Source organism: Actinobaculum suis, from assembly GCF_900618115.1.
Classification (GTDB): Bacteria; Actinomycetota; Actinomycetes; order Actinomycetales; family Actinomycetaceae; genus Actinobaculum; species Actinobaculum suis.
On record NZ_UYIO01000001.1, the window covers coordinates 574,968 to 601,116 of the forward strand.

Here is a 26,149-nt window from a genome sequence, read left to right on the forward strand (position 1 = left end):
GGCGTGCGAGAAGGACCTACTCGAAGATCTCGTAGAGCGTTTCCTTGTACCCCTCCGCGACGCGATCCGGATGAGCGTCGATCCACTCCAGCAGCCACCGGGACACCGGCCCGGCCGGGTAGTATCGCTCGTAGTTGATCGCCAGGTCCCACAGCTGCGTTTCCACTGCTTCCTCGCCCATGAATTTCCATATCCACCGTCCCAGTGGTACCTCGTCCGGGCTGGGAGGGGCCATCATTTGGGCTAGTGTCACGTCCGGATCCGCGAACCAATATGTGTTCCAGATACTCATCAGGCTTTCCGCGTTCGCGTGAATTTTCGCTCCCCGCCCCGCCAAAAACCTCGCTAGCGGCACTTCGAGGTACCACCGCATTGCCCGCTCGAGGTCTCTCAGGTTCGAGGTGATCGTCTCCAGCGCCGATTCCTCCGAGTCCTCCTCGTCGATGTACGGCAGGTAGTCCTCCCACTCGATGTTCAGCCGGTCCCACTTTTCCGTCTCCGGGAACTCTTCCTCGGGAAAGTACGTCTCCCAGTTGGCGAACAGGTCCGCCAGAAGTGGGTGAGCCTGCGGGTGCTCGGGTAGCCATTCCTCCCAAAATCTCCACGCCTGGATCGGCATGAACTCGGCCATGATCGCGTTCAGCTCCTCGGCTTGCATCTCCCGCCTCACCCATCTGGCTTGCTCGGTTTTCTGCACCGTCTCCAAGAACGTTTCTCCCTGCACGATCGGATCGGGCAAACTGATCGCGCCTCTCAGACTCTCCTCCAAGACTTCCCGCTCCTCCGGATTCGACCCGAGCATGTGCGCGGCTGCTGCGAACGGATCTTTCGACATCATCTCCTCGTCCTTCCACTTTCACGGCGAACAAGCCATCAAAACTGAACGCCAACTGTTCTTCAACCATCGGTTGCCTACCTCCAATATAATCCTTATGTGGAGAAACATCCATGGCTCCATCATTTGTTGTGGGCATGGGTTCTACTTTTTCTCAAATAGGTGCCCTGACCTGCCCAAAGACTAGGTGCGCGCCCGTCCGGGCGTGCACCTACACGGCCCTGTCGGGCTCTGCGGAAAGGTGGTGTGGGGCTGGCGGCTAGCGTTGCCGTGGCTGCGCCTGCCTGCCTTACCTGCGGGTATAGGTGCGCGGGCGGGGTTAGCGCGGCGCGGAAGGCGTTAGCGGTGGCCATGGAGAGTAAGTCATTCATGTAGAGATAAACGCAAGCGGGGACGCACGTTGTGCGTCCCCGCTCTTCTCCACTGTCCTAGCACGCCTCTCCACGGTCGGCGCGCTAGGTAAGCAGCGACAAAACTAATCGATTGACGGCCCCATGTCTTCCCTCGCTCGGTCCAGGTATTCATTCACTGCGGAAATGATGACCGAGGTTATGGTGACATCGTTCAGCGCGCAATACACGCGCATCCTCTTATGCAAGCCGGTCGGACAATTAAAGTGTACATCTTTGAACCGGTCATCGCGTCGGCGTTCAACTCTCCTATCCATGACACGAATACTCCCACAACTATGGAGAAAGATCCATACCTCCGTATTGTTTCGTTGGTTGGCGTGCCGAACAGTAAGAATGAGTGGGGGCTAATAGGAGTTATGGGGTCATTCGCCCTATTGGCGCCATAAACCCTATTAGCCCTTTTGTTCCTTTTTATCTCTTTTGTTTCCTGTGGGGCTTATGAGGGGTAGAGTTTATTATTTGGGTGTTTTTGGCCATGTGAAGGTCGCGGTTTGGCGGGTACCGTCGTCGGTGATGATGTTCTGGACAATGACGCGTACGGGTTTGCCAGATTTTTTGATGACGGGCACGGTGGTGCCTTCTTCTAGGCCTCTGCCCTGGATGAGGTAGCCGTCTCCTTCGGGGTTTTTGGTGAAGGTGATGGTCGCGGGGTTTGGGTGATCGAGCCATACGAATCGGGCGGTGGCGAGGTTGTCGTCCATGGCGATGATCTCGGTGACTTTGACGGCTCGTTCTTTGCCGGTTTTCGTGGTGGCGATGACTTCTTCGCCTTCGGAAAGGTCGAGGCCTTGGATGGTCCATTCGCCGTCTGTTTTCCTGAAAATGATGGTGCCGTCTGCAACAGTTTCGGGATCGGCGCTGTTAGGCCAGTGGAAGTGTGCGGTATCCACGCCGTGGGAGGTTTCAATGAGTTCTCCTACGATCACTTCTTTATCCGGGCCCTTTTTAGTTTGTACGAAGCGGGTGGTGCCTTCTTCAAGGTCAATGCCATCGATAACCCATTCTTCACCGATTTTGCGGAAAATGACTGCACCTTCGTCGAAAGCCCCGCTTTCCGTGCTTTGAATGTTTTCCATTTTCTTTCGGTTTCCTTTCCGTGTTTAGCGGCGCCGGTAAGAGCGGCTGGTACGGGGCGGGGCTTATGGGGTCAATAGCCCTATTGGCCCCATAAGCCTTGTTAGTCCTGTAAACCCTGTAGGCCCCGTTTTTGTCCTTGTTTTTGGGTGGTTGGTGTTATGGGTTGAGTGGGCGGCCTTTGCGTAGCTGGCCGGCGGGTATGCCGTGGAGTGGGCCGGTGGTTTTTTCGGTTTGGTCTACGGCTTGGGCGATGATGGTGGCTAGCCATTGGGAAAAAGATGGTGGTCGGCTGGTAGCGGGTAGAGCGTTGTAGGCAGCCCGGGTGCGTTCTGCCTCGCTTTGTTCCATGTAGACCGCGATTTTCGTGCGGGTTTGCCCGGGCCTGGAAATGGTGGTGCTAGCCGGACGGGTCGGGGCTGGGTTTGCGGTGATGACCGGGTCTGTTACGGGTGCTTTCGCTAGGCTTGCTAGGTCGTGCACGTTAGGTTTTTTCATGTCATGTTCTCCTGCGTTTCATCAAGTTAAAGTGAGCCGTTTGTGCACTGGATGGTTTGGGCGGCTTGTTCTATTTGGTAGCGAACTTCTGCGATGGCTTTGCAAGCTTCGCTGGATTCCACGGTGAGCACAAGCCGCGTGGCCAGGCAGGAAAGGTTTATCCATGTGGCCCGATTGTCGTGGCGATTGCTTTATTGAACATCTGCTCGTATTGCGGGTCGTTGAGAGTTGCCTTGATGTTTTTGATAGATGCCATTAGTTGGGGTCCTTTTCTTGGGTTGTGGTTAGCGTGGTGATGATCGCAGTGAGCGCGTTATCGGTTTGCGGGTCGATACCGTGGGGGATGGGGGCGTGAGTGGACGCTGCGCGAGCGATGTATTCGCGTTCTGGCAGGTGTGTGTCGATCAAATATTGGCCGTAGTAAGCTGCCAAGTTTTCTTTCCACGTGCGCCGATCTACTCGGTCGGGCAGGTACTGATTGACCACGATCCCGGCCAGCGATAAACCGTGATTGTAGTGCGTACGCACGGTCGCAATGGTGGATACCATTTCGGCTACCCCGTCGGCACTGGTTTCGCGTGCCGTGGATACGATGAGCGCTTGGTCAGCGGCGACAAGCGCATTCGTGGTGAGCATACCCAGAGCTGGCGGGCAGTCAATGATGATGTGCGCGTAAGTGTTGGCCACGCCTTGCAGAGCGGTGGCTAGACGGCTTTCGCGCCCCAAGCTGGTATCTGCTTCCCGTGAGGCTAGTAACCGGTCGGCAGGGAGGATATCGACGCCGGGCCATGCCGGGCTTGCGTGTTGTATTGCTTCACGGGTGACGGTTGGTGCGGACCCGGCTGCAATGGCCGCGAGAACGTCATTGAGTGTCAAGGTTTCTGGGTTAGTGGTCAAGCCGAGTGCAGTCGTCGCGTTGCCTTGCGGGTCACCGTCCACGACCAGCGCGGGCGCGTCCTGGGTGGCAAGCCCTGCAGCAATGTTGGTGGCCAGGGTGGTTTTACCTACCCCTCCTTTCTGGTTACATACCGCGATGATCATTTTTGGCCTCCATCTCCTTGTTCCATGCAGTGATGATTGGGGTCGTGGCGAGCTCGTCCATTGTGGGCTTGCGACCGTGTAGGGTTTGGAATTGCCCTGAAGCTGCGCGCATGGCGGCTTGCGCGAATTGGGAAGATAGACGCCCCTCAGTGTCGTCGATCAGGCGAAGAACGTCAGATACGTACATGACCATGCGGTGGTCCTCCGTGAAATAGATATGTGGCTGATCCATGGTGTTTCCTTTCAATTAACAATCAACGCCAGCACCGCCGGCAGTTCCCGCGGTGCTGGCGTTGATTTGGCTGGTGGTTTCATGAGTTTTGGCGATCAAGCTGCCCAGGCATAAATGGTTTTCAACCCTCATCATCTTCTCCTTCTGGGGTTTTCTGGGTTTCTATGGTGTGGATATAGGCGCGGATCGTGTCGGCGTCGCGGGCGGTGCTGGTGCCGGTTTCCACACGGTGCAAAACTTCTTCTAAGCGCGCCTTACCCGTAGAGCAGGGCGGTGCCACTGCAGGGTTTTTTCGTTCCATAACGCACTCCTTACCGAATAACAGGGGTAATCAGGGCTTACAGCCCTAACAGGGATAATGGGGTCAATGGAGTTAATGAGGTCTAATTTGTCTCTTTCGGTTCGTTTTATTGATACTGAGCACTGCTTACCCCGCCTCGTCGTTGTGATTTCTGGTAATCACGCAATTCTCCGTTCGGGTTTAGGTATGTCGAGCTTCATTAAGGCGTCGCGTCTCTGTGTGTCATCCACAGCGACATAGATAGCCGTTGATTGGAGAGACTCATGTCTCATAAGGGTTTGCACTACACGAATATCGACACCTTTTGCTACCAAATTGGTTCCAAAGGAGTGACGTAACTGATGGGCGGTCATCCGGATGCCATGCCGACCAAAAGTCTCAGATATGGTGCGTCCAACAGAACTGCTTTTTATTGGCTTTCCGGGATGAATATAGGAAGGGAACCACCACGAATCACAGGGCATGTGAGCGAAGAACTCTTGCAACGTTGGATGCAGCGGAATGATCGCTAGTTGATTTCCCTTACCCAAAACCGTTAGCTGACCAGTTTCGGGGTCGTAGTCGTTACCGTGAATTTTGGCTATCTCGTGAATGCGTAACCCCGCGAAAGTGGCTAGTAGTATCATTGCGCGGGTTCGCCGGTGAAGATTACTTGATAGAACTCTTTGTATGTGTACATTTGCTACCGGTCGTGGGTGATGTTTCGGGCATTTTGGTGCCGGAACGTGTTCCAAGGGATTATTTTGCGCATATTTCATCGCGGTAAGCCATACGTAGAAAGCTTTTAGCGACCTGAAATAGGTCCACTTGGTGTTTGCTGACGGTTTGTCAGCAATCCACTCCAGGATTTGCTCGACTCCCGCTTCCAATAGATCTACATGCATGTCGCGGGCGAAGGCGGATACCACTCGTATTCTTTCGTTAATGGTTCTTACGCTTAGATTTTGTGCGGTCATCGCTTTTTCCCATTTCATGCAAATAGATAAATTCACATCTCTCATGAAATTACGGTAACGTACGCCACGTGAGTGGATGGCGTTACCGTTGGTCGAAGACTTGACGGTACCGGCAATTACTGAAAACGAAAGTCCAAATATAAGCTAAGGCAAAAACAGATACACTAGCTTCGCGAATATAAGCGGTAGGTCGAAGGTTCGAATCCTTTCGGGGGCACGAAAAGGTCGGGGCGCCTGATTGGCCCGGCGAGCAGGTGAATTGGCACCGCCGCGGGTATGTAATGCGCGCGCGTGCCGCTACGCTCGCGCCGTGTTTTATTGCCGAAGGAAAATGCCCGGAGAGGAAGCGATGGGTAAGCAAACCGAGGAAGAAAAGCCAGCCCTGCGCATTGTAATGCCCGTAGTGCATACCTCTCCGCTGGCAACCCCCGGTTCGGCAGATGCGGGCGGGCTAAATGTTACCGTCACCAAAGTGGCCGGCGCGCTCGCTGCCCACGGCCACCGCGTAGATATCGTGACCAGGCATTTTGCTCCGAATATGCCCTACGTGGAAGAAGTCAGCCCGGGAATTCGGGTTTTCTACCTGCCGGCCGGCCCGGCCTGTATGGTCGCTAAATCCGCGGCGGAATCCCTGATTGCGCCTTTCACACGCGAGTTCCAAAACTGGTGGGAAAACTATGGGGAAGGCGTGAATATTATCCACGCCCACCACTGGTTTGCGGGCGTGGCCGCCGCGCCAGTAGCTCGGCGGGCCGGGGTGCCGTTAGTTGCTTCCTACCATTCGGTAGCCGCGCCGGAAGGGGCGGGCCTGGAACTGGGGGAACCGGCCGAATCTCCGGGGCGGGCGGCTGGGGAAGCCGAAATTGCGCGTACCGCGGATCTGATCGTGGCGGTTTCGCAGGCCGAAGCACAGATGATTACCGACCATTACGGGCAGCCGCGCGGCCCGGTAAAAGTGGTGCAACCCGGGGTCGATACAAAACTGTTCCATCCGGCTACCGGCACGGAAATACCGGCGCAAGTAATGCGGGTTACGGAGGGGCGGCCCTACATTTTCTTCGCGGCGCGCCTGCAACCTTTGAAAGCACCAGAATTGGCGATTCGCGCTCTGGCAGAAATTCCGGTTGCCTCCCGGCCGTTGCTCGTGCTTGCGGGAGAAGCGTCCAGTGATTTTGCGGGCTATGAACAAGACCTGCAAGACTTAGCAGCCGCGGTGGGCGTGGCCGGGGATACACGCATGATTAGCCCGCTTTCCCGGCAAAACCTGGCGATCATGCTCGCCCATGCCAAGTTGCTTATTAGCCCTTCCTATTCAGAAACGTTTGGGATCATCAATCTGGAGGCCTCCGCTTCCGGGATACCCGTGGTAGCTTGGCGCAGTTCCGGGATTCCCGAATCCGTGCGCGACGGCGTCACGGGAACCTTGTGCCGCACGCGCGAACCTGCTGAATGGGCGCAAGCGGTAGTGCGTTATTTGGAAGATCCAGAACTCTGGGCCCAGCATGCGGCCGGAGGCCGCCAGTTCGCCCTCGCCCACACTTGGGATAAGGTCGCGCGTGAATATATTGCTGCCTACGAATCGGTGGTTTCATAAAACATGCCCGTACACGCAAAGAATAATCCGGCAAATAACCCGGCTCGGCCGGCCTCGGGAAGTTCCCTAACCCTGGGAAACACTTTGCCCCCGGGAAGTAGCCCCTCCCACCCGCTCGACCTTGCAAGTTTTTTGGATTCTCCGGCTCGGCAAGTAGTTATGGGGCACGTGCTTTTCATTCATGCCCACCCGGACGACGAAGCCGTGCAAACCGGTGCCCTCGTGGCCGCGTTGGCCGCCCGCACCCAAGTTTCGATTCTTACCTGCACGCGCGGCGAAATGGGGGAGGCAATTCCCGGGGTGCTCCCGGAAAATGCCACCGCGCAGGATTTTATTGCGCAACGTTTGCGGGAAACTGCGCGTGGCCGGGAAATCCTGGGCGCCCAGGCAGGATATTTCTTGGGCACTCCGCCGGCTTTGGCCCCCGGCGCCCACGCGCGCCACTATTCGGATTCGGGGATGCGGTGGATTCGGGAAGGCCTGGCTGGTCCGGCGCCGCAGGCTCCCGCAAATGCGCTGGCTTTGCTTCCCCTGGCCCAAGAGGTTGACGACGCCGTTGCCCTGGCTACGGCCATCGGTGCCACGGTGCTAATTGGCTACGACGCGGAAGGGTCCTACGGGCACCCGGATCATTTACGGGCCCATGAAATCGCACTTGGTGTGGCCCGGCGCACCGGCCTGCCGCTTTTCGAAATTGCCTCCGGCGGCATTGCCCCCGGCAGCGGCGTTGCCTCCGGCAGCAGCGTTGCCTCCGCCGATACCTCCGGCGATACCTACGGCAGCGCACCCGGTATTACGCCCGGCGGTGCGGCTGTTGCCCCGCCTGCCGAGGGCGCTTTTACGTGGGTAGATGTGAGCGGCTATGTGGATACGGCGGCCCGCGCGTTGGCGGAGTATCGAACTCAATTGTCACTGGTTGAAAAACAGGGACGCCTAATGATCCGGCATGTGGGTGGGCAATACCAGGAGATTTACGCGCAGGCCGGGTTGCGTGCCCGATCTTTGCCCTGAGAAATACGGGTAACGTGCGAAAAATATCGCGGCGAGGATCAAGATTTTTTATGCGCGCGCGGCTACGGTATTGGTGTGAGTCCTTTCTTCAAGCGCAATCGCAATAAAAATAATGCCTCCCGCGAGGGCGTGGAGGAAGTACAAGCCGGGGAATTCTCCACACCGAGCGCAGAAAGCCCCGCACCGAGTGCTGCCAGTTCCGAGGTCGCCAACTCGGAGGCTGCCAGCTTCACGGAACCCGGTTCCGTGCCGAGCGCGGATAGCACCGCGGGCTTCTCACTAACGCCCGGCGAAACCACAAGCGCAGCGGAGGGCACCACCGGTGCCAGCTTCGCCTCTGCCAACAGTGCCGCAGATAACGCGGCAGAATCTCCCGCTGATTTAGAACTACCACTTCACCGGGATGTAACCGCGCGCAGCGAAACCCAACTTACGAGTAGAACATTGGCCCCGAGTGCGGAATCACTGCCCTCCGCTGGGCCGGGCCGGGCGGCGGGAACTCCGCCGGCACGGCACGCAGCCTTGGGTGGCGGTTGGTCGCGCCGTAGCACCTTACGTTCGGGCCGTCGGTACCGGGCTGCCGGCACTTCTTCCCGTACTGATTCACGTGACGCAGAAGCGCGGAACACCGGCCTTAGCGGTGAAAGCTTTTGGGGCGGGGGCGGTGCCACCGCCACGACCAGCGCGGAAGAAGCTGCTGAACCTGCGGTGCAACTACCGGAACCTAGCCGGGAAGAGCTTTTGGCCGCAGCGCTAGATGAATGGCGCCAAGAGCTTACCGCCGCGGTCGCTGAAAACGAATCTAAAGGCACCAATCCGGTAATTGATCTCACCCATCCGCATCCAACCGGTGCCGCGCAAATCGCTTCCGGCTCGCCCGCCCTGCTCACGTCTTTGATCCGGGAACCGTACGCGCAAAACGAAGCGCTCAGCACGCTGGTCCAACTGCGCCAAAAAATCGCGGAAAACCGGGAAAAGTACGGATATGCGGTAGTACATTTCGCGATCGGGGAGATCACCTGGACGGAACTACCTCCTCGCAAAGATGGCGACCAGCTCGAAAACTTTTATGAAGAAACCGGGGAACTCAAACTTGATCCGCTAGAAATCCGCCGGCGCGAAGCCGCTGCTGAGGCTGGCCTGGGCCTGGCCTCCGCTAATCTTTCCGGAACCGGTACCTCTAGCACTTCCAGCACTGCCGGCACGGCCAGCACCTCCGGCGTCGCCACCCACGCATTCGCGGCAGGCGACTCTACCGTGAACTCTGCCGCGAGCAGTTCTGCTTACAGCGGCGGCCCGGTAGATGACAATGCGCAAGCCGAGGCCCTCGCCCGCCCTAATTCTTCATATTTGGAAACAAGCACAGCAGTCCGGGAAGTCCAAGAAGTCACCCACGCGGTGCTTTTACGCACGGTCCGTTTGGAAGACGAAGGCAAAGATTGCCGCATCGTCCCCACGCGGGATATTTCCGTGAACCCGAAGATTATTGCGGCGCTGCGCGCCCACGGCACTCCCACCCGGGAGATTCGCAAGCTTTCTTCCCTGGGATCCATGAGCGAAGACGAAGCGCTCAACCAGGTGCGCCAACTCGCGCAAATATATTTGCCGGGCGCGAGCTATACACCGGCCCGCAAACTCGGAATTTTCATCGATCCGAACCGGGAAATCCTCGAAGACGTCAACCAAGCCCGGCCCTATATTCGCCGCTCGGGAGTGTTGGCCGCAGTTGCGGGCCATACCGAAACCCGTAAACTCACCACGGTTCCCTTAGCCCCGGCCGATAAAGAAGACCGCAGTCCGGAAGGTGAACGCGGGGTAGGCGATCAGGACGTAGCCGAACTGGCGGCGGTGGAAGCCGTAGCCACGGGCCGCGACGTCGTTATTGACACCCCGCCCGGATCTAACGACTTCGGGGCGAAAGTATCCGTGGCAGCCGACGCTGCCGGTTCGGGCCGTTCGGTTTTGTACGTGCCCGGAAGCGCGAACGAAGCGCGCGCTTTCGTGGAAGAAATGAACCGGCTCGGCGTGGGCAACCTCGTCGTCGACTTTACGGATTTGGACGGGGCACCTTTGCGGTTGCGTACCGGCCTGCGCCAACGGATACCGGAGGTGGACGACGCCGCTACCCTAGAATTGCGGGCGCGGCTCAAGGAAACCCGGCGGGCCCTCAAAAACTATGTGGCGGCTCTGCACGAAACCGATCCGGCGTGGGGAATGTCCGTACACGACGTCTTACAAAAACTCACCCAACTCACGCACGGGCAGCACGCTCCGGCTACGGAAGTCCGCCTGGCTGCGGATGTGGCACGCGACGTTTACGAACACTGGGATGAAGTGCTCGAACAGCTGGTGGAAGCGGCCCGGGCCGGCGCTTTTGAAGGGACGGACGGTTCGCCGTGGGCAACCTCCACGGTCCGTACCGAAGCGGAAGCGGAACGTGCCTATTCGGTAGCATCGCGAATGGCGAGCGAAACCGTGCCCTTGGCGATGGAACAGTCGCAACGGATCGCTTCCGAAACCGGTTTGGACCGGCCGGCCACGGTGGCCGCGTGGATCGAACAAACCAAGATGCTCGACGGCGTTTCCGCCACGCTCGACGTTTTCAAGCCGGATATTTATGCCCGCTCGGTGGAAGATATGGTGATTGCGACCGCGACCGATGAATGGCGCGCCCAGCATGGGGAAAGCATGAAGCGGAGTCAACGCCGGGCACTGCGCAAACAAGCCAAGGACTATGTGCGGCCCGGAGTTTCGGTGCACGACATGCATCATGCTTTGCTGGAGGTCAAAAAACAGCGGGAAGTGTGGCGGCGGTATTCTTCGGATTCTTCCTGGCCCACTTTGCCGGAAGGTATGCCGATGATTCGCGCTACCGCGCGGGAAGTGGAAGAACGCGTAGCCGAACTGGAAAGCTTCCTGCCCGGCATTGGCAAACTTGACCAGATGCCGATCGAAGAACTTTTGGCTTTGACCCGCAAGCTCGCGGCCGGCCAATCGGTGATTGCCAGCCAGCCGCGGCGCAATGAGTTGCTCTCCGGTTTGCACCGGCGCGGGCTGGGCGCACTGGTGGAAGACTGCGCGCAACGCGAAGTTCCGGTACAAAAAATTGCGAGCGAACTCGAATTGGCCCTCACCAATTCGATTTTCGAACAGCTCATTGCTCGCAATACGGTGCTTGCCGATTTGGGGCCGGCCGAACTTACCGAACTGCTCACCCAGTTCCGCACGCTCGATAAACAGCACACGGAAACTTTGCCGGGGCCGATTATGCGGGCCGCGGTAACAAATATGCGCAATATTGCGCGTAAATACCGGGAAGATACCCTCACGTTGGATGCGCGTTTGGGCACGGGCGGGGTAGCGGCTCTCCCGGAAGTTACCCGCGATTATTCGGCGCTGGTCCAAGCTTCCCGCCCGGTGTGGGTAATGCCGGCCGCCGTGGTGGCACATATTTTGCCGCCCGCCCCCTGGGCGGACGTAGTGCTCCTAGATGGCATTGGTAGCACCCCGCTTTCGCGTGTTTTGGGGGTGATGGTGCGCGGTGGGCAGATCGCCGCTTTTGGGGATGTGCGCGGGGCAGAACCCGGCAGCGCCCTGGCGGATTTGGCCGAAGTGTTACCGCACGTAGAACTACCTGCCTTCCGCACCCAACATGACGGCCTGGCCACCGAGTTCCTATCCGAACTCGGATATGGAGACGTCCTCGTCCCCATGCCAAGCACGCGCGAAAATGACCCCCACCTGCTTACCGTGGTAGATGGGCGCGGCGTGCCTGCCCCTTCCACCGGCATGGTGGAAGCTACCCCGGCCGAGGTCGACGCCGTAGTAGATGCGGTAGTCAACCACGCGCTGAGCCGGCCGCAAGAATCCTTGGCAGTGGTATCAATATCGGAAAGCCACACCGAACAGGTACGGCAAGCAATCGACCGGGCCGTGGCCGAAAACCCGGCCCTCGCCAATGGCTTGCGCGAATCCGGGTCCGAACCTTTCGCCGTGCTCAACGTGGTAGAAGCGGAAGGTTTGCGCCGCGATTCTATTATTCTCACGGTCGGCTTCGGGAAAACCGTACACGGCCGGGTACTCCACTCCTTTGGCCCCCTGCACCGGCCGGAAGGCGTTTCCGGTTTGGTGGCAGCAGTTTGTGCGGCGCGGCGCGATACGCGAATCATTTCCGCGATCGGCCCGGGAGAAATCGACATCGACGATCTGAGCGGGAAAGGCCCGCGCCTGCTCGCATACCTGCTCGATATTGCGGGTGGGCGGGGCGCTAACCATGCCGAACCGAGCATGGTGGGCTTCACCGCTCTGGAATCTGACCTGGTAAGCCGCCTCCAAGCCGCCGGCCTTTCCGTGGCCACCCACTACGGATATGACTCGGGGATGCGGATCCCCATCGTCGTCACCGAAAGTGACGAAGACGAAACTAAACCCGCGGAAAGCCCCGCCGGTACGTCAGCTGCTATTGCGCCGCTTTCCGGAGCGTCTACCGAGACTTCCGCTCCGACTGGAAACCTCACCGCCCCGAGTGCGGGCGCGCCTAGTGCGGTCTCCGGCGGCGGTGCCGCCTTGCCGGCTAGTACGGAGCTGTCTGGTATCGGTACGAGCGAAGCGGTGGTGGCGCCTAGTATGAGCGGTGCCCACAACGCTAGTTGCAGTGCCGACGCCGCCGTGCGCACCGCGGTGGAAGCGGGCGTGAAACCGGGGCACAAGGTTGCGGTGTTGCTCGACGTCGATGACTACGTGGCCGAGCCTTCGCTGCGCCGCCGGGACCGTTATACGGCCGAGGTTTTGGAAGAGCTAGGGTGGCGCGTGTATCAGACTTTCACGGCTTCCTTGTTCTTGGATCCGGCTGGGGAAACAGAGCGGATTATTGAGCTTTTGCGCCGGCCAGATGCAGATGCAGAACCAGCCCCGAGCGGGCCGGAACCGGTGGAAGTGCCGAGCACGGTGGAAAGTGCAGCCTGGGCGGCTTTCGGTACCGAAGATGACCATGCGGAAGTAGAACGGGAACTCGCGCAGGCCGCCGCCCAAACGGAACGGGAAGAGGCACGCAAACAGCGCGGCCCGCGCCCGGAGATCACCCCGGGTTTGCCGCTCGCCGCATATTCGGACGATCAGCTCGATGCCATGGTGGCCTGGATCGGTTCGGACGGTGTGGAACGAAGCGAACTGGACTTCATGAAGGCATTGCGCGCCGAACTGGATATTAAGCGCCGCGGCGCCCAAATTGACGCGATTTTGCGCAACGTGGTACGCCGTTCCGGTCTGCTTTCTCCCCAGAACTCGAAACCGGGTTCTTCCCAAAACTCCCAGCCGGGCCGCTAAATCATGCAGGCAAAGAAACCCTCCGAAGGCAGTACTGGCCGGCGGCGGCACCGGCCCGCGATCCAGCTTTCCACGGTAGACCAAGCACGGCTCGCGCGCGGAGAAATTGCTAGCGCAGAAGAAGCACTGGTGCAAGCCCTGCAAAACCCGGTGACCGCCGTGCCCCCAGCGGGCGCGGCACGTCCGGCACGCAGCCATGCCCCCGCGCCGCAGCCGCAGAGCGCGGCTACGGGCGCGGCTACGGGCGCGGCGAAGCAAGCGACCAAGCACACGGCAGCAGGAGCGGCAAAGAAACACACAACAGGCGCGGCAACGAGCGCGGCTACGCCTCGCGCCAAGTCCGGTGCTAAACAGCGCCCTGGTAGGCTTACGGGCAAAAATACGATTATCGCGCGGAATGCGGAAGAACAGCGCTTGCTAGATGAAAGGCCGCCGCATTTCGGTAAAATCTAGAAACCGAAATGCGGCGGCCGGCAAGCGCCAAAAGTAGCACAGTAGCGGGCTAGGCTCGAAGTGGCGCGGTAGCGGGCTAGGCCCGGAGTAGCGCGGTAGCGGGCTAGGCTCGAAGTGGCGCGGTGGCGGGCTAGGCCCGGCGGGCGGCCAGCATGAGGCCGGCCAATTCCCACGGCTCAATGATTTCGGGCCAGTCCGGAATATTGCCGGAAGGAGCCCATGCCACTACCCAAGATTCGCGTTCACGCGGGGAATCCCCGCCATGGCCGCCTTCATCACGGTGGCCATGATCGGTAGTGAGCACCACCAGCCAGTCTTCATCCCGCGCCGAAATCACCTCGATGAGGTGCCCCACATGGGCGTCAACTCGGCGGATCGCCGCGCGGTATTCTTCGCCTTGCAGTCCGTATACATGGCCGGCGTCGTCCACGTCGCAAAAGTACACGAAACCCACGTCAAAAGCTTCCGGAGAACGTAACTTCGCTGCGGCAATATCTGCGATTTCGGCGTCGATGCGCTGGTAGCCATAAGTTTCGCCGTCGCGCACGATCACGTTATGCAAACCGGCATATTGCTGTTCCATACGCGGATGAATGATCGGGCCTAAACCGCTTGGATCTACCAAAACCGGCCAACCGGCAGCGGCGAAAGTGGTAGTGCGCTGATCTTCGTAAAAGGCCTGGCTAAGGAAATCTGGGCAGTTCCACGTGCGGCCACCCACGCAGGAATTGTCACGCAAACCGTGTTCCGCATGGGTAGTACCCGTGAGAATAGAACCCCATCCGGGCGCAGAAATCGTGGGCACTTCCATCGTCATCTGATGCCAGGATCCCTCCCGAGCCAGGCGTTGCAGATTCGTACCCACTCCCGGTTCGGCCGCAATCGACCAGCGAGTACCATCCAGGCCTAAAAGTAATAGCGGGCGCGGCCGGACCGCGGGCGAAGTAGAAGAAACCTGCATAGCCTGTGCCGGGGTGGCTTGCGGCCCCGGTGCAGCTACGGTTTGCGAAGCTTGCGAACCTTGTGAGAGCTGCGAGGGCTGCGAACCTTGCGAGGGCTGCGAAGCTTGCGAGGGCTGCGAACCTTGCGAGGGCTGCGAAGCTTGCGAGGGCTGCGAACCTTGCGAGGGCTGCGAATCTCGCGAAGCTTGCGAGGAAATAGTCTGCGCGGCGGAAGCCGCATTACGGGCAAATGAGTTCACAGGGCGCTCCAGGCTTTTTCGAGGCGGCGGTAGATAGCAATCTCATCCTCGGAAGGGGTATCCACCACGGTGTCGGTGCGGGCTACGCGTAGGGAAACACGGTCGCCCAAAGCAAACTTGCTAGCTTCGCGGGCGAGCATATCGACCCGCAAAAGGCCTTGCCCCAAATCCCCTTGCACCGTGAGTGAGGAAGACATTCCGCGCAACTGGGCGTCGATAACCTTATAGCGCGCCTCCGGATCCTTTTCCATAATGAGCTGTTCAGGCCGAATCAAAGCGGTTGCCAGTTCACCTTGCGCGGCCGGCGCATCCCGGTTCACGATCCGCAAGTCAGTATCCAAAACGCGCAAATCATCTCCTATAACCTTGCCGATCACCCGGTTGGCTACACCCACAAACTGGGAAATAAAAGGCGATTGCGGATGCAGATACAGATCTTCTGGGGTACCAATCTGTTCAATACGCCCATTACTCATTACGCCTACGCGGTCGGCCATGGTGATCGCTTCTTCCTGATCGTGCGTCACCATGAGAGTGGCAATCCCCGCGTTTTGCTGAATACGGCGAATCTCATCGCGCAACTGTACGCGTACCTGCGCATCCAAAGCCGAAAGCGGTTCGTCCAAAAGCAAAACGCTCGGTTCGATTGCCAAAGCCCGCGCCAACGCCACGCGTTGCTGCTGCCCGCCAGACATTTGCGCCGGGAATTTCTCCATTTGGTCGGCCAAGCCCACCATCTCCAAGAGTTCCTGAGCGCGCCCGCGCCGCTTAGCCTTCGCTTGCCCGCGAATTTTCAGACCGTATTCCACGTTTTCTTGGGCGGTCAGATGCGGGAACAAAGAATAGGCCTGGAAAACGATACCCATATTGCGCTCGCGGGTAGGCGTATTAGCAATATCCTTCCCGTCAATGAGTACCTCGCCCGCATCCGCGGTTTCCAACCCGGCTAATACGCGCAGGCAGGTTGATTTGCCCGAACCGGAAGGGCCGAGCAAAGCTACGAGCTCACCCTGCTTTATTTCTAGTTCGAGATCTTTAAGTACGGTGACGTCCCCGAAGGACTTCACAATATTTCGCATATGTACAAAAGAATGAGACACGTTTAAATCCTTTACTTGCGGCGGGTGCGGCGCTGGTCGCGGTTGGCGAGGGAAGAAATCGCCTGGAGTAAGAACCAGCTAATGATCGTGACAATAAATGACAGTGCCGCAACGCCCTTGGGGGAGGAGGAAGAAACTTCCACCATGTACACCGGGAAGGTGTAGTGGCCGAGCAAGGAAGCCATTGCGTATTCGCCCAACACTCCGGAAATACAAAGCAGAGAAGCAGAAAGCATTGCCACGCGTAGATTGGGAATGATTACCCGAGCCAGGGTTTGCGCCGTCGAAGCACCTAAAGAAGCGGAGGCCGCAAACATGGTTTGCAAATCGAGAGATTTTACGCCCGCATCGATCGCCCGATAACACAGCGGCATTACAATCACCACGTAGAGCGGCACCAGAGACCAAATCGAGGTAACGAAAGCCGGGATAGTGGCCCGATACAGCTCCGAAACGCCCGAAACGAGGGCTACGGCCGGCACCACCATAGGCAAAATAGAAAGCGTTTCCGCGGCCTTCGCCAGTTGCGGGGCCCGCAAATTGAGAAACACGATGGTGGGTACCAAAAGCACCAGCATGAGTAGCGTGGTGGCAATAGTAAGCAAAACTGTGTTCACCAGCGCTTCGCCGGCCCGCCCCAAACCGAATACTTCGAGGAGTGGGTCGAGCGTAAAGGGCTTGCCCGGGCGCGAAAAACCGTAAACGGCGGCCGCCAGCCAAGGGAGTAACAACCCTGCCAAAGCCACGCCAAGAATCGCTACCGTACCCCAGTTGTAATCGGCCGAAGCACGCAAGCCCCGGACTTGCGGCGAAGCTGGTTTTGCGGGCCGCACCCGCTCGGAAGCGGGCCGCACCCGCTGGGAGGCGGGCCGGGCCTGCCGGGTTGCGATTAGTTCTTCAGCCATTGGTCACTCTTTCGGGTTAGATAGAAACGGATACCCATGGCAGCCAAAATAATGACCATCATCCAGGTCACCAGGCCGGCCGCGAGTCCAGGGTTGAGCAGCACATTGCCGGAAATGTAGAAACCAATGAGGATCGGCACGAGGTTGAGCGAACCTCCGGCAAGCGCGAATGCCGTGGCATATGCAGCGAAAGAATTCGCGAACAACAGGAGGAAAGAACCCAGCAAGGTCGGCCACAAAACGGGGATAACGACGTCGCGCAGGTACTGTGCTCGCGTGGCACCCAGTGAGGCGGCCGCCTCGTACCATTGTTTCTTGATGCCGCCGAGGGCGGGAAGCATGAGCACCGCCATGAGGGGAATCTGGAAATACAGGTAAACGAGGGTTACCCCGGTGAAACTCGTAATCGAAAAACCATCTAGCATCCCGGGGAACAGCTTGTTCAAAATCCCGGTGAGTAAGCCTTGTACGCCGAGCAGAGCAATAAAAGCGTAAGCCAAGTTCACGCCTCCGGATTGGGAGGCGAGAGCCGAAAAGCTGCGTACCAAAGAGTTTAGCCAGGCGGGTTTGCGGGCGCTTTGCAGCGCCCAAGCCAGGACCGTGCCGAGGATCGCGCCAATAAAAGCGGTGAGCACGGAAAGCTTGGTCGTGAGCACAAAAGCTTCCCGGTGCGTGCTGTCCATCGCTTCCGCCATCGTTTCGAAGGAGAAACTGCCATCGGGGGCGCGGAAGGCCGTAACCAGATTGGCCAGCAACGGGAAAATAAGGAAGAAGGCCATGAAGGCGAAGAAAGGCAGGGCGCCTGCCCAGGTGCCGGCACGAACCGAACTCCAGGGCAGGCGCCGGCGCTTCTCACCTGCGGCCTTTTCCTGTTCAACAGGATGGGCTACAGAAGTCATGGGTCTACATCTTCACTTTCTTAGCCCATTCGGAAGCAATAACCTTATTAGCCTTATCGCCTTGTTCCGCGGAGGGTAGTTTCACCTGGGCCACGATCTCGGGATCAGGCAAAGAAGCCAGGGCTTCATCGGAAAGCTTTCCGGCTTCGGCAAGTTCCGTGAAACGCGCCGGGATGGCCCCACCTAGCGCATACTGTTCCGCACCTTCATCGGAGGTCAACCAGTCCACCCAAAGGCGGGCCGCATTCGGTTGCGGAGAATTCACGGTTACTGGCTGGGCGTAATAGTTCCCGAAAACGCCGTCTTCCAGCACGAAGTACTGGAAGTTCACGCCGTCTGCCCGGAGCTGTTCTTCCCGGCCCAACCAGTTGTAATTCCAGTCGAAGATAATATCTGCTTCACCTTGGGTCAATCCGGCCGCGGCGGAAGAAACCGTTACGAGGTTGCCAGAATCAGCCAGTTCCGCAAAGAAATCAATTCCCGGCTGAATGTCATCGAGCGAACCACCATTGGCTAGGGAAGCCGCAAATACGGTAGCGATAGAGGAAGCTCCCTGGCGCGGATCACCCGGGATCGCGATCTGGCCCTTATACTGCGGGTCTTTCAGATCGGCGAAAGTCTTCGGTACTTCTTTCACCTTGTCCATATTTACCCCGATGGCGATAACACCGTAGTAGGCGCCAACCCAGTTCCCATCCGGGTCTTTCAAATGGTCCGGGATCGAATCCCAATTTGAAGGCTTATAGGGGTCAATCAGGCCGCGGTCAATGGCCGCATTGGTAAAGGAATAGCCGATATCCAGCACATCTGGCTGAGTTGCCTGCCCCTTGAGGTTCTCCACCGCTTGCAACTCTTCTGCCGAAGAAGCATCCGGAGAATCGACCTTCACCTTCACGCCGTACTTTTCTTCAAAACCGGCGAAATGGCCCTTGTAGTTAGCCCAGGTTTCCGGGTAGGCAATGAGGCGAACTTCGCCTTCTTCTTTCGCCTTCGCGGCGATCTCTTCCAAATTGCTGCCAACAGATTCCGATTTGGCAGCTGAATTTCCATTCCCGCCACCGCAAGCTACTAGAGCTAGCGTGGAAACAACAGCGGTAAGGGCGCGCAGGGCGCGAGTGAAGCCACGACGATTAGCTGTGGACGACATGTTTTTCCTTTCGTAGTCGTAGCAGTTAAACTGCGCTACCGGGGAAGCATGTCACCGTAAATTTACGTGGCGGCATCGCCCGGGTGAACACTTGCGCAACAAATGGCGAAGAGTTCGTGCCCGGGCACGCGGAGATTTTCGTATGCTGGGGTGCTTAGCCATGTAGAAGCCGGCGTGCTAGCTGTGTAGGAGCTGGGTACTTACCAGTGCAAGATCTGGAGTAATTAGCCGTGGCAGAAGCCGGCTTGATTAGACGTGCAGGAGAGGTGCGAGGTGCGTGAGCGGGGTGGCGACGACGTCGACCACATGGCCTTCGCTCGCCCGGGCTGCCGCTAGCCCTTGGAAGGAATCTTCGAAGATAAGGCACTCGGAAATATTCACGCCTAGCCGGCGGGCTGCTTCCAGGTAGGGGGCCGGATCTGGTTTGGCGGCCACGGGGTCACTGCCGGTTACTACGGTGTCGAAGTATTTTTCGCTAAGTGATTCTAAAGCTAAGGTGACCAGATGGCCGGAAGTTGCGGTAACCAACGCTTGGGGGATAGCGGCCGTGCGGAAAGCGCGCAATAATTCGGCGGCGCCGGGAACCAGCTGGCACCGCGAATAAGCCCGTTCGCCCAGTAGTTCTTCTACTTCATCCAGGAGGGCACTGCCGTCTGCAGTTTTTTGTGGCCCGCGGGCCACGGCTTCCTGCAGGCGGGCAGCGTGATCGGCCACGGAAGCCCCCAGCACATAAGCTCCATCTGCCGCAGTCCAAGTACCGCCATGGGCGATCACAATTTCACGGGAGCATTCGGAAAGGGCATCTTCGGTATCAATAATCGTGCCGTCCATATCCCAGAGTACGGCTGCGGGAATATCGGCAAGGCCAAGACCGGTAAGCACGGCATGCAAGCTCATGGGAAAACCGTATCAAAATCCAACCCTGGGCTGGCACTGCCGGCCGCGGCAAAAACAAAAACTGGCCGCTTGCCACACGTGGGTGCGGCAAGCGGCCAGCGGCCAGATAGTAATTCCTTAGCGGGAAACTGCTACCCCGATGCCATTGCCAAAGTTGGCAATCCATGCGGCATCACTGGGCGCCCCGTAAACGAAAGCAGAGTCTGCGGTGCCGGAGGTGAGGCTGTTCTTCACGTAGAAGGTGTTGCCTCGCTTCACTGCCACAGTGTCCTTACCATCGCCGTCGAAGTCGCCGGTGAGGGCGGCGTCGTTCGGGTTGCCGTAGGCGAAGTCGAGATCTGCGGTGCCGGAGGTGAGGCTGTTCTTCACGTAGAAGGTGTTGCCCCGCTTCACTGCCACAGTGTCCTTACCATCGCCGTCGAAGTCGCCGGTGAGGGCGGCGTCGTTCGGGTTGCCGTAGGCGAAGTCGAGATCTGCGGTGCCGGAGGTGAGGCTGTTCTTCACGTAGAAGATGTTGCCCCGCTTCACTGCCACAGTGTCCTTACCATCGCCGTCGAAATCACCAATCAGGAACTCGTCATTCGGGTTCCCGTAAGCGAAGACCACATCGGCAACCCCGCTAGTGTTCGAGTTACGCAGGTAGAAGGTATTACCGCGGCGCACGCCCGGAGTGGCAACGCCGTCGCCATCCCAATCGCCGAAGAACACGACTTCTCCGTTATTGCCGTACTGGAACTGCTGATCGGCCACCCCGGAGCTCAAAGAGTTCCGCAGGTACACATTGCCGGTGGCCGGTTTGGCCGGGGCGGGCTCGCTGGGTGCGGGCTCGCTCGGCGCAGGTTGCGCAGGTTCGCCGGTGCCTGGCTGTTCGCCCGTGCCCGGGGTCTCGCCCGTGCCCGGGGTCTCGCCCGTGCCCGGTTGTTCGCCGGTGCCCGGTTGTTCGCCGGTGCCCGGTTGTTCGCCGGTGCCCGGTTGTTCGCCGGTGCCCGGTTGTTCGCCGGTGCCCGGTTGTTCGCCGGTGCCCGGTTGCGGTTCTACAACTTCCGGCTTGGTGACGTTGAGCGTCACCTTTACCGTGCGGATTACGGAAATCCCGGCCGCATCGGTGGCCACGAGGTTTACCGTGTTCTCACCGGGAACGAGCACCGTGCCCGGCACCACCGCGAGGCTGGTATCGCCTTCCACGCCAGCAGCGCCGTCGTCTTCCACCCGGTAGTTCGCCAGCACCTGGGCCGCCAAAGCAGCCTGGTCACCAGCTTGTTCCTGGGCCACGGTGAGCTCCACCGTATCCGGACCGGAAATAACCGGTGCCAGATCCTTGGTGAAGGTCACGGACTGCGCGGTTACGTTACCTGCCAAATCGGTGGACTCCACGCGAATCGTGTGGGTACCGGCCGGCAAGGTGGAAGCGTCGAAGGCATAACCCAAATCGGTTTGCTCCGGGCGGGTAGCCGTCACCTGCGTGGAGACCGTCTGGGTTTCAGAAACATTCTGGAAGCTTTCTTCCACCGACTGCACTTCACCCACGAGGCTCGTTTCCTGCATATCCACTTGCTCGCCATCAACGAGCACCCGCAAAGACGCCAAGTTCGGATCCTGGACCGAAATCTGTGCCTGTGCGGCTTCGCGCAGCAGCTGATTCTCGCTTACTCCCGCGATCGTGACCTGCGGAGCGTCCTTATCAACCACCACCGGAATCACCGATCCCAGCACCTGGGTGTGCGAATCGCTTGCGAACATGAGGATTCGATCCCCGTCCGCAACCGGCACATCGTAGCTGAACTCTTGCCGGTTCTTACCCCCGGCCCAGTTATCGTCACCGAAGAAGTCCGCAACTTTATTGCGGTTGATGGTGAGGCTGTAGCCCCAGCCGTCATCTTCGATCGAACCGGCGAAACGCACCTGATCCTGGTTAGTGAACAGGGTGCCGTTCAGCAGATGCGGTTCGGTGAATTCCACCGTGGGCGGCGTGGCATCGAAGAAGATGTTCATGGCTTGGTCGGCGCGGGTAACGCCGTCTGCGTCCACGATCTTCACATGCACGTTATTGATGCCCGTGGTGAGCGGCAAGGCCACAGTGAAGGTCTTATCCGCAGCGATCTGGGCCGCTACCGGTTCCGGATTGGCCATGGTGCCATCATCTTGGGCCCGGTTTTGCGGGGTGATCTCGAAAACAGAAACGTCCGAGCCGAGTTTACCGGTGAGGGTAACGACGCCGTCTACCGGCTTTGCGCTCGCCCCCACGAAGCACATATTCAGGCCCCGGCAGTCCATGTTTGTGAACGAGGGGTTCACAAACTTCGCCGGTGCCGGCTTATCGCGGCCCGCAATCAGCACCGATTCGGTGGCCGTGTTCACGCCATCGGAGGCGGAAATCGAGACCGCATAATCGGCGGGCTTAACCTTAATAGTTACCGTGAAGGTGCCATCGGAAGCCACTTGTGCCGGGGTGGAATTCACCCGCACGCTCAACTGTGCGCCTTCCCGTTCATCAGTAACCTTGCCGGTAACAGTTGCCGAGCCGTCTTCCGCCACAGCCAAGCGGCCAGCGGCGTCGAGCCCCGAAACTTGCAAGACCGGCGGGGTTGCATCATACGTAAAGTTCAGCTCCGTGGCGGAAACTTGCGTACCGGTGCTATCGAAGCCAGCCACCGTTACCTTATTCGCGCCCTCCGTGATAGGGACGAGGGAAGCAAAGGTACCATTTTCGAAGATCTTGGCATCTTCGCCGTTGAGCGTCACCTTGGTGATGTCACCGGAGACCACGCCCTGCACGAACACGGAAGGATCCTTCGGGGAAACCACCTTCGAGCTGGCGCCCAAAAGCTGGCCATCTACCGCAGCCGCATTGGTAACCACCAGGTTTTGCGGGGCGAAGACCTTCGCCGCAGTGCCGGTATTCAAACCGTGATCGACCGCGGTTACCGTTACGTAGGCCAAACCGTTTTCTACCGGGAACTCCCACGTATCGTTATCCAGCTTGGTGAGCGGCAGTGGCTTGCCTTGCGGATCGTTGACGGTGGGATCCCCGGTAACCCCGGAGGTAGCGTCCGTTACCGTCACCTTGGCCTTGCCGGCCACCGGATTCGAAATCTCGATTACCGGCGCCGTGTTATCGACCCCAAACTGCATATCGGTTTGCTGCCATTCGAAGCCTTCACCCAAGCGGGCCTGGATCCGGTAGGTGTAAACCCCATCCGGTACCGGATCTTCCTTAGCCGTTTGCGGGTTGTAAACCGTTCCATCGAAAGCCGCGAAGCTGGGTGAAACGCTAGCGTTCTTCCCCTTCTTCTCATACGTGCGCGCAATATAGCGGCGCAGACCTTGCTGCTGGGAAAGGTCGCGCACTACCTGGCCATTGGCGTCGAGCACTTCGTAGCGGAAATCTCCCGCGTTACGCAAAAGCAGGTAGGAGGGGATCACAGAATCCAGGTAGCCGTCTCCGTTCGGGGAGATCCAGTACTTCAGGCCATCGGCCGGCAGGTACACCTGGTATACGCCCCACAGCATGGCGGGGGCTACCAGGCCCGTCTTTGCGCCGATCCCGAGCGTATCTTCACCCGGCTTAGCCACGATCGGTTCCGCATTCCAGTTCCCTACAAAACCGAGGTACGGGACGGAAAGATCCGGAACGCCCGCGGTGGCAGAAGCGAAGCGCGCCCAACCTTCAATGAAATGATCGCCGCTCTTCGTATCCGGCTTCAAAGTGAAGGTGACCTGGGCGGTGCCATTAGCCGGCACTTCCACCGTGGAAACATTCGGCGTCAAAGATTCCTTGGAAAGGAAGGTGGTGGTTGCTTCCCCGGCCGCATTGGTCTCATTGACCACTTGCTGGGCCGGCAAAGTGTAGCCCACGGAAACATCCGAATGGTTTTCCAAAGTAACGGTGAAGCTCACCGGTCCTTTGATTTCCCGCAAAGCCACCCACGGGTTGCCATCTACCGTTGCGGTGACGGGCGTTTGGGCCGCCTGATCCACGCGGATCAAACCCGCACCAATCTGGCGCGGGGCGAAAGGCACCCCGGCAGCAGTGGTCGGAATCTGGGCGGTATTTGCCAAAGCTTGCTGGATACGCGTATTCGTTTCGACCGCGTTCAGCTGCGGGTAACGCTGAACGTAGAGTTCCCGCATCACGGCCACGGCGCCCGCCACATTCGGGGAAGCCATGGACGTACCGTTTTCGGTAGCGTAACGATTGTTGTTTTGCAGGGAGTACACCTGCCCACCAACGCCCGCAATCTGCGGTTTGAAATCGAGGGTGGGCGTGGGGCCCCACGAGGTGAAGCTGGAAGGTTCGCCGGGTGCCGAATTCGGCAAGACGATCGTATCCTTCGTGGCGCGCAAGGTTACTTCCTTGCCGGCCGTGAGATCGTCAATGATTGCCAGGCCGTCGGAACGCTTGAGGGAACCGCCGAGCACATTGAAGGAATCAAGGCCGGCCATGCCCACAAATTCGTCCCCGCCTTCCGCGTGGTTGTAAACGAAGACGCCCGCCGCGCCGTGGTTCACGGCATTGCGGAACTTATCTTCGAAGGTGTTTCCACCGCGTTCAATTAGCGCGATCTTGCCGGAAAGGTCTGCGGCCTCGCCCTTAAAATCTTCGGGTTTGCCGGTACCGGCGTTGACTACCGGGTAGTCCTTATTATCAGCTTCCCCGCGTTGGATAGAAATCGCCACGGCCCGTTCGGTGCCGTTCGCGGTGACTACGCCCTTGGGTTGCGTGGAATGCGTGTTATTGATCGAAGCTACAGAGAAAGCTTCATCGACCGTGGAGGGGCTACCTACCGTGCCATCATCGAGGAAACCGAAAGCATCGGTATTCTCCCCGGCAGGGGAGAAGTTCTGGCCGTCATTACCAGCGGCGACGACGGTCATAACCCCGGCTTCCTTCGCCTTTTGGATTGCCACTGCGGTACCGGAAGATTCTTCGTAGTTACCGTTTGGCGAACCGAGAGACATATTAATGACGTCGGCACCGAGCTTCACCGAGTCTTCAATCGCGGCGATAATATCGCCATCGGCAGCGCCTCCGCCGCCGCCGTTGGAGAAGACTTTCATCGCCAACAGCTGGGCATTGGGCGCAATGCCTTCTACCCGGCCGGTCTGCTCAAAGGTTTCCCCAGGTTGCAGGCCGTTCGCGCCCACGATGCCGGCCACGTGCTGGCCGTGTTCGGAACCGGTGGTGTCAATGATTTCGTAGGTCTGATCGGCGTAGTTGAAGCCATTGGGCACCTTCTCCGTGAAGGTACCGGAAGTGCTCACGGCTTTGATCTTGGCTTTGCTCGGATCGTCGAGGCGCAGATCCCGGTGGCTGGTATCGATACCGGTATCCACAATAGCGACGACGGTACCGGTGCCATCAGCTCCAGCAACCCGGTAGGCCTCCGAAGCTCCCTGCTGATCTCGGGCCGAATGTTCGGTGGGATAAGACTTATCGCCTTCCGGCAGTGCGTCTTCCGTTGGGTAGTAGCGCCGTTCGATCTTCACCGATGCGACTTCCGGCTCCAAGCCGAGGGCCGTCATCTGGCCGGCCGGCATGGAAGCAGAAAAACCGTTGAAGAGGAAGCCGAACTGGCGATCCACTTGCAGGCCGTATTTATCCGTCCAGCGAGCGAGCAGATCATTTTGTGCCGCTACGTTCGCATTTTCGGTAGCACTGGAAGGCGTGGCCGGCTGATTTTTCAGCGTCACGATTACATTTACTAGTGTTGCATCATCCAGGCGGATAATATCTGCCGGGTTAATGCCGAGCTTTTGCAAGCTTTCCGGATCGAGATCATCGGTGGCTGCCGCGGTAGCGGCCGCCGCCTCACGCTGAGCCTGGGCTTGCGCTTCGAGATCCGCGGCTACCGCGGGCACTTGCGCGAGCGGATCATTTGCCTTAGCGGTGGCTTCATCGCCAGCGGGCGGAGTGGTGGCAGCGGCTTCCTCCTTGGCCGCTATCTCCGCTTCAGCCTTGGCTTGCACCTGGGCTTTCGCCTCCGGATCGCCACGGCGGATACCACCAATTTCGGCCGGAGATGCCGTAGCCGCACTTTGCGAGTTTTCGGCTCCACCTCCCGGCTCTGCTACAGCCGCCGGCAAGGAAGCCGGCGTGAGGAGCGCGGCCAACGCAAAAATTGCACCGACCCGCAACCATGGTTGTTTTCGCATATAAATTCCATTCCATCAGGTGAGAAATGAATGCAGTCGCCACGCGCGTGGATGAGGTGGCGAGCAGCCCGTATCTGTTGATACGGGTGTACTAAACCCTAGGTGGAATCTGTT

The 26,149-nt window shown here is 58.9% G+C and carries 18 protein-coding genes; 4 read left to right on the forward strand and 14 right to left on the reverse strand.

The annotated features are described in order from the left end of the window. Positions 1-16 precede the first annotated feature (16 nt). The 7 genes from H8274_RS02325 to H8274_RS02355 form a co-directional block, all read right to left on the reverse strand. Positions 17-838 carry a hypothetical protein gene (locus H8274_RS02325; protein ID WP_185933730.1) on the reverse strand — a complete coding sequence of 274 codons (822 nt, stop codon included), beginning with the start codon at positions 836-838 and terminating at the stop codon, positions 17-19. Positions 839-1,703: 865 nt separating this feature from the next. Beyond that, the gene (locus tag H8274_RS02330) at positions 1,704-2,324 is read right to left on the reverse strand and encodes a hypothetical protein (RefSeq protein WP_185933731.1); all 621 of its coding nucleotides are present in this window, start codon (positions 2,322-2,324) and stop codon (positions 1,704-1,706) included. A 157-nt stretch (positions 2,325-2,481) separates the two neighbouring features. After that, positions 2,482-2,820 carry a hypothetical protein gene (locus tag H8274_RS02335; RefSeq protein WP_185933732.1) on the reverse strand — a complete coding sequence of 113 codons (339 nt, stop codon included), beginning with the start codon at positions 2,818-2,820 and terminating at the stop codon, positions 2,482-2,484. 255 nt (positions 2,821-3,075) lie between these two features. After that, positions 3,076-3,861, reverse strand: a complete 786-nt coding sequence (locus tag H8274_RS02340; RefSeq protein WP_185933733.1) for a ParA family protein — start codon at positions 3,859-3,861, stop codon at positions 3,076-3,078. Next, on the reverse strand, positions 3,842-4,093 hold the full coding sequence (locus H8274_RS02345; RefSeq protein WP_185933734.1) for a hypothetical protein: 252 nt from the start codon (positions 4,091-4,093) through the stop codon (positions 3,842-3,844). The genes H8274_RS02340 and H8274_RS02345 overlap by 20 nt, the downstream gene beginning before the upstream one ends. Positions 4,094-4,214: 121 nt before the next feature. Continuing rightward, positions 4,215-4,394, reverse strand: a complete 180-nt coding sequence (locus tag H8274_RS02350; RefSeq protein WP_185933735.1) for a hypothetical protein — start codon at positions 4,392-4,394, stop codon at positions 4,215-4,217. 158 nt (positions 4,395-4,552) lie between these two features. Further along, positions 4,553-5,395, reverse strand: coding sequence for a tyrosine-type recombinase/integrase (locus H8274_RS02355; RefSeq protein ID WP_185933736.1), 843 nt, complete (start codon positions 5,393-5,395; stop codon positions 4,553-4,555). 304 nt (positions 5,396-5,699) lie between these two features. Between H8274_RS02355 and H8274_RS02360 the strand changes: the two genes are divergently transcribed. The 4 genes from H8274_RS02360 (at position 5,700) to H8274_RS02375 (ending at position 13,733) form a co-directional block, all read left to right on the forward strand. Next, on the forward strand, positions 5,700-6,944 hold the full coding sequence (locus H8274_RS02360; protein WP_185933737.1) for a glycosyltransferase: 1,245 nt from the start codon (positions 5,700-5,702) through the stop codon (positions 6,942-6,944). Positions 6,945-6,947: 3 nt separating this feature from the next. Beyond that, positions 6,948-7,955, forward strand: coding sequence for a PIG-L deacetylase family protein (locus tag H8274_RS02365; protein WP_221884758.1), 1,008 nt, complete (start codon positions 6,948-6,950; stop codon positions 7,953-7,955). A 75-nt stretch (positions 7,956-8,030) separates the two neighbouring features. Next, positions 8,031-13,280: a hypothetical protein gene (locus H8274_RS02370; RefSeq protein ID WP_185933738.1), complete on the forward strand. Its 5,250-nt coding sequence runs from the start codon at positions 8,031-8,033 to the stop codon at positions 13,278-13,280. 3 nt (positions 13,281-13,283) lie between these two features. After that, positions 13,284-13,733 carry a hypothetical protein gene (locus tag H8274_RS02375; protein ID WP_185933739.1) on the forward strand — a complete coding sequence of 150 codons (450 nt, stop codon included), beginning with the start codon at positions 13,284-13,286 and terminating at the stop codon, positions 13,731-13,733. A 130-nt stretch (positions 13,734-13,863) separates the two neighbouring features. Here the strand turns inward: H8274_RS02375 and H8274_RS02380 are convergent, their stop codons facing one another. From H8274_RS02380 to H8274_RS02410, 7 genes are all read right to left on the reverse strand, one after another. Continuing rightward, positions 13,864-14,934 carry an alkaline phosphatase family protein gene (locus H8274_RS02380; protein ID WP_221884759.1) on the reverse strand — a complete coding sequence of 357 codons (1,071 nt, stop codon included), beginning with the start codon at positions 14,932-14,934 and terminating at the stop codon, positions 13,864-13,866. After that, positions 14,931-16,034 (reverse strand): ABC transporter ATP-binding protein, encoded by a 1,104-nt coding sequence (locus H8274_RS02385; protein ID WP_221884760.1) that lies wholly within the window; start codon positions 16,032-16,034, stop codon positions 14,931-14,933. Before H8274_RS02385 ends, H8274_RS02380 begins: the two co-directional genes overlap by 4 nt. A gap of 11 nt (positions 16,035-16,045) precedes the next feature. Beyond that, positions 16,046-16,939, reverse strand: a complete 894-nt coding sequence (locus H8274_RS02390) for an ABC transporter permease (RefSeq protein ID WP_185933740.1) — start codon at positions 16,937-16,939, stop codon at positions 16,046-16,048. After that, positions 16,924-17,838 carry an ABC transporter permease gene (locus H8274_RS02395; RefSeq protein ID WP_049620188.1) on the reverse strand — a complete coding sequence of 305 codons (915 nt, stop codon included), beginning with the start codon at positions 17,836-17,838 and terminating at the stop codon, positions 16,924-16,926. Before H8274_RS02395 ends, H8274_RS02390 begins: the two co-directional genes overlap by 16 nt. 4 nt (positions 17,839-17,842) lie before the next feature. Further along, complete coding sequence (locus H8274_RS02400) at positions 17,843-18,985, reverse strand: ABC transporter substrate-binding protein (RefSeq protein WP_074661557.1); 1,143 nt, start codon at positions 18,983-18,985, stop codon at positions 17,843-17,845. 249 nt (positions 18,986-19,234) lie between these two features. Further along, complete coding sequence (locus H8274_RS02405) at positions 19,235-19,882, reverse strand: HAD family hydrolase (protein WP_185933741.1); 648 nt, start codon at positions 19,880-19,882, stop codon at positions 19,235-19,237. Between the two features lie 117 nt (positions 19,883-19,999). Continuing rightward, on the reverse strand, positions 20,000-26,035 hold the full coding sequence (locus H8274_RS02410; RefSeq protein WP_185933742.1) for a S8 family serine peptidase: 6,036 nt from the start codon (positions 26,033-26,035) through the stop codon (positions 20,000-20,002). Positions 26,036-26,149: the final 114 nt, after the last annotated feature.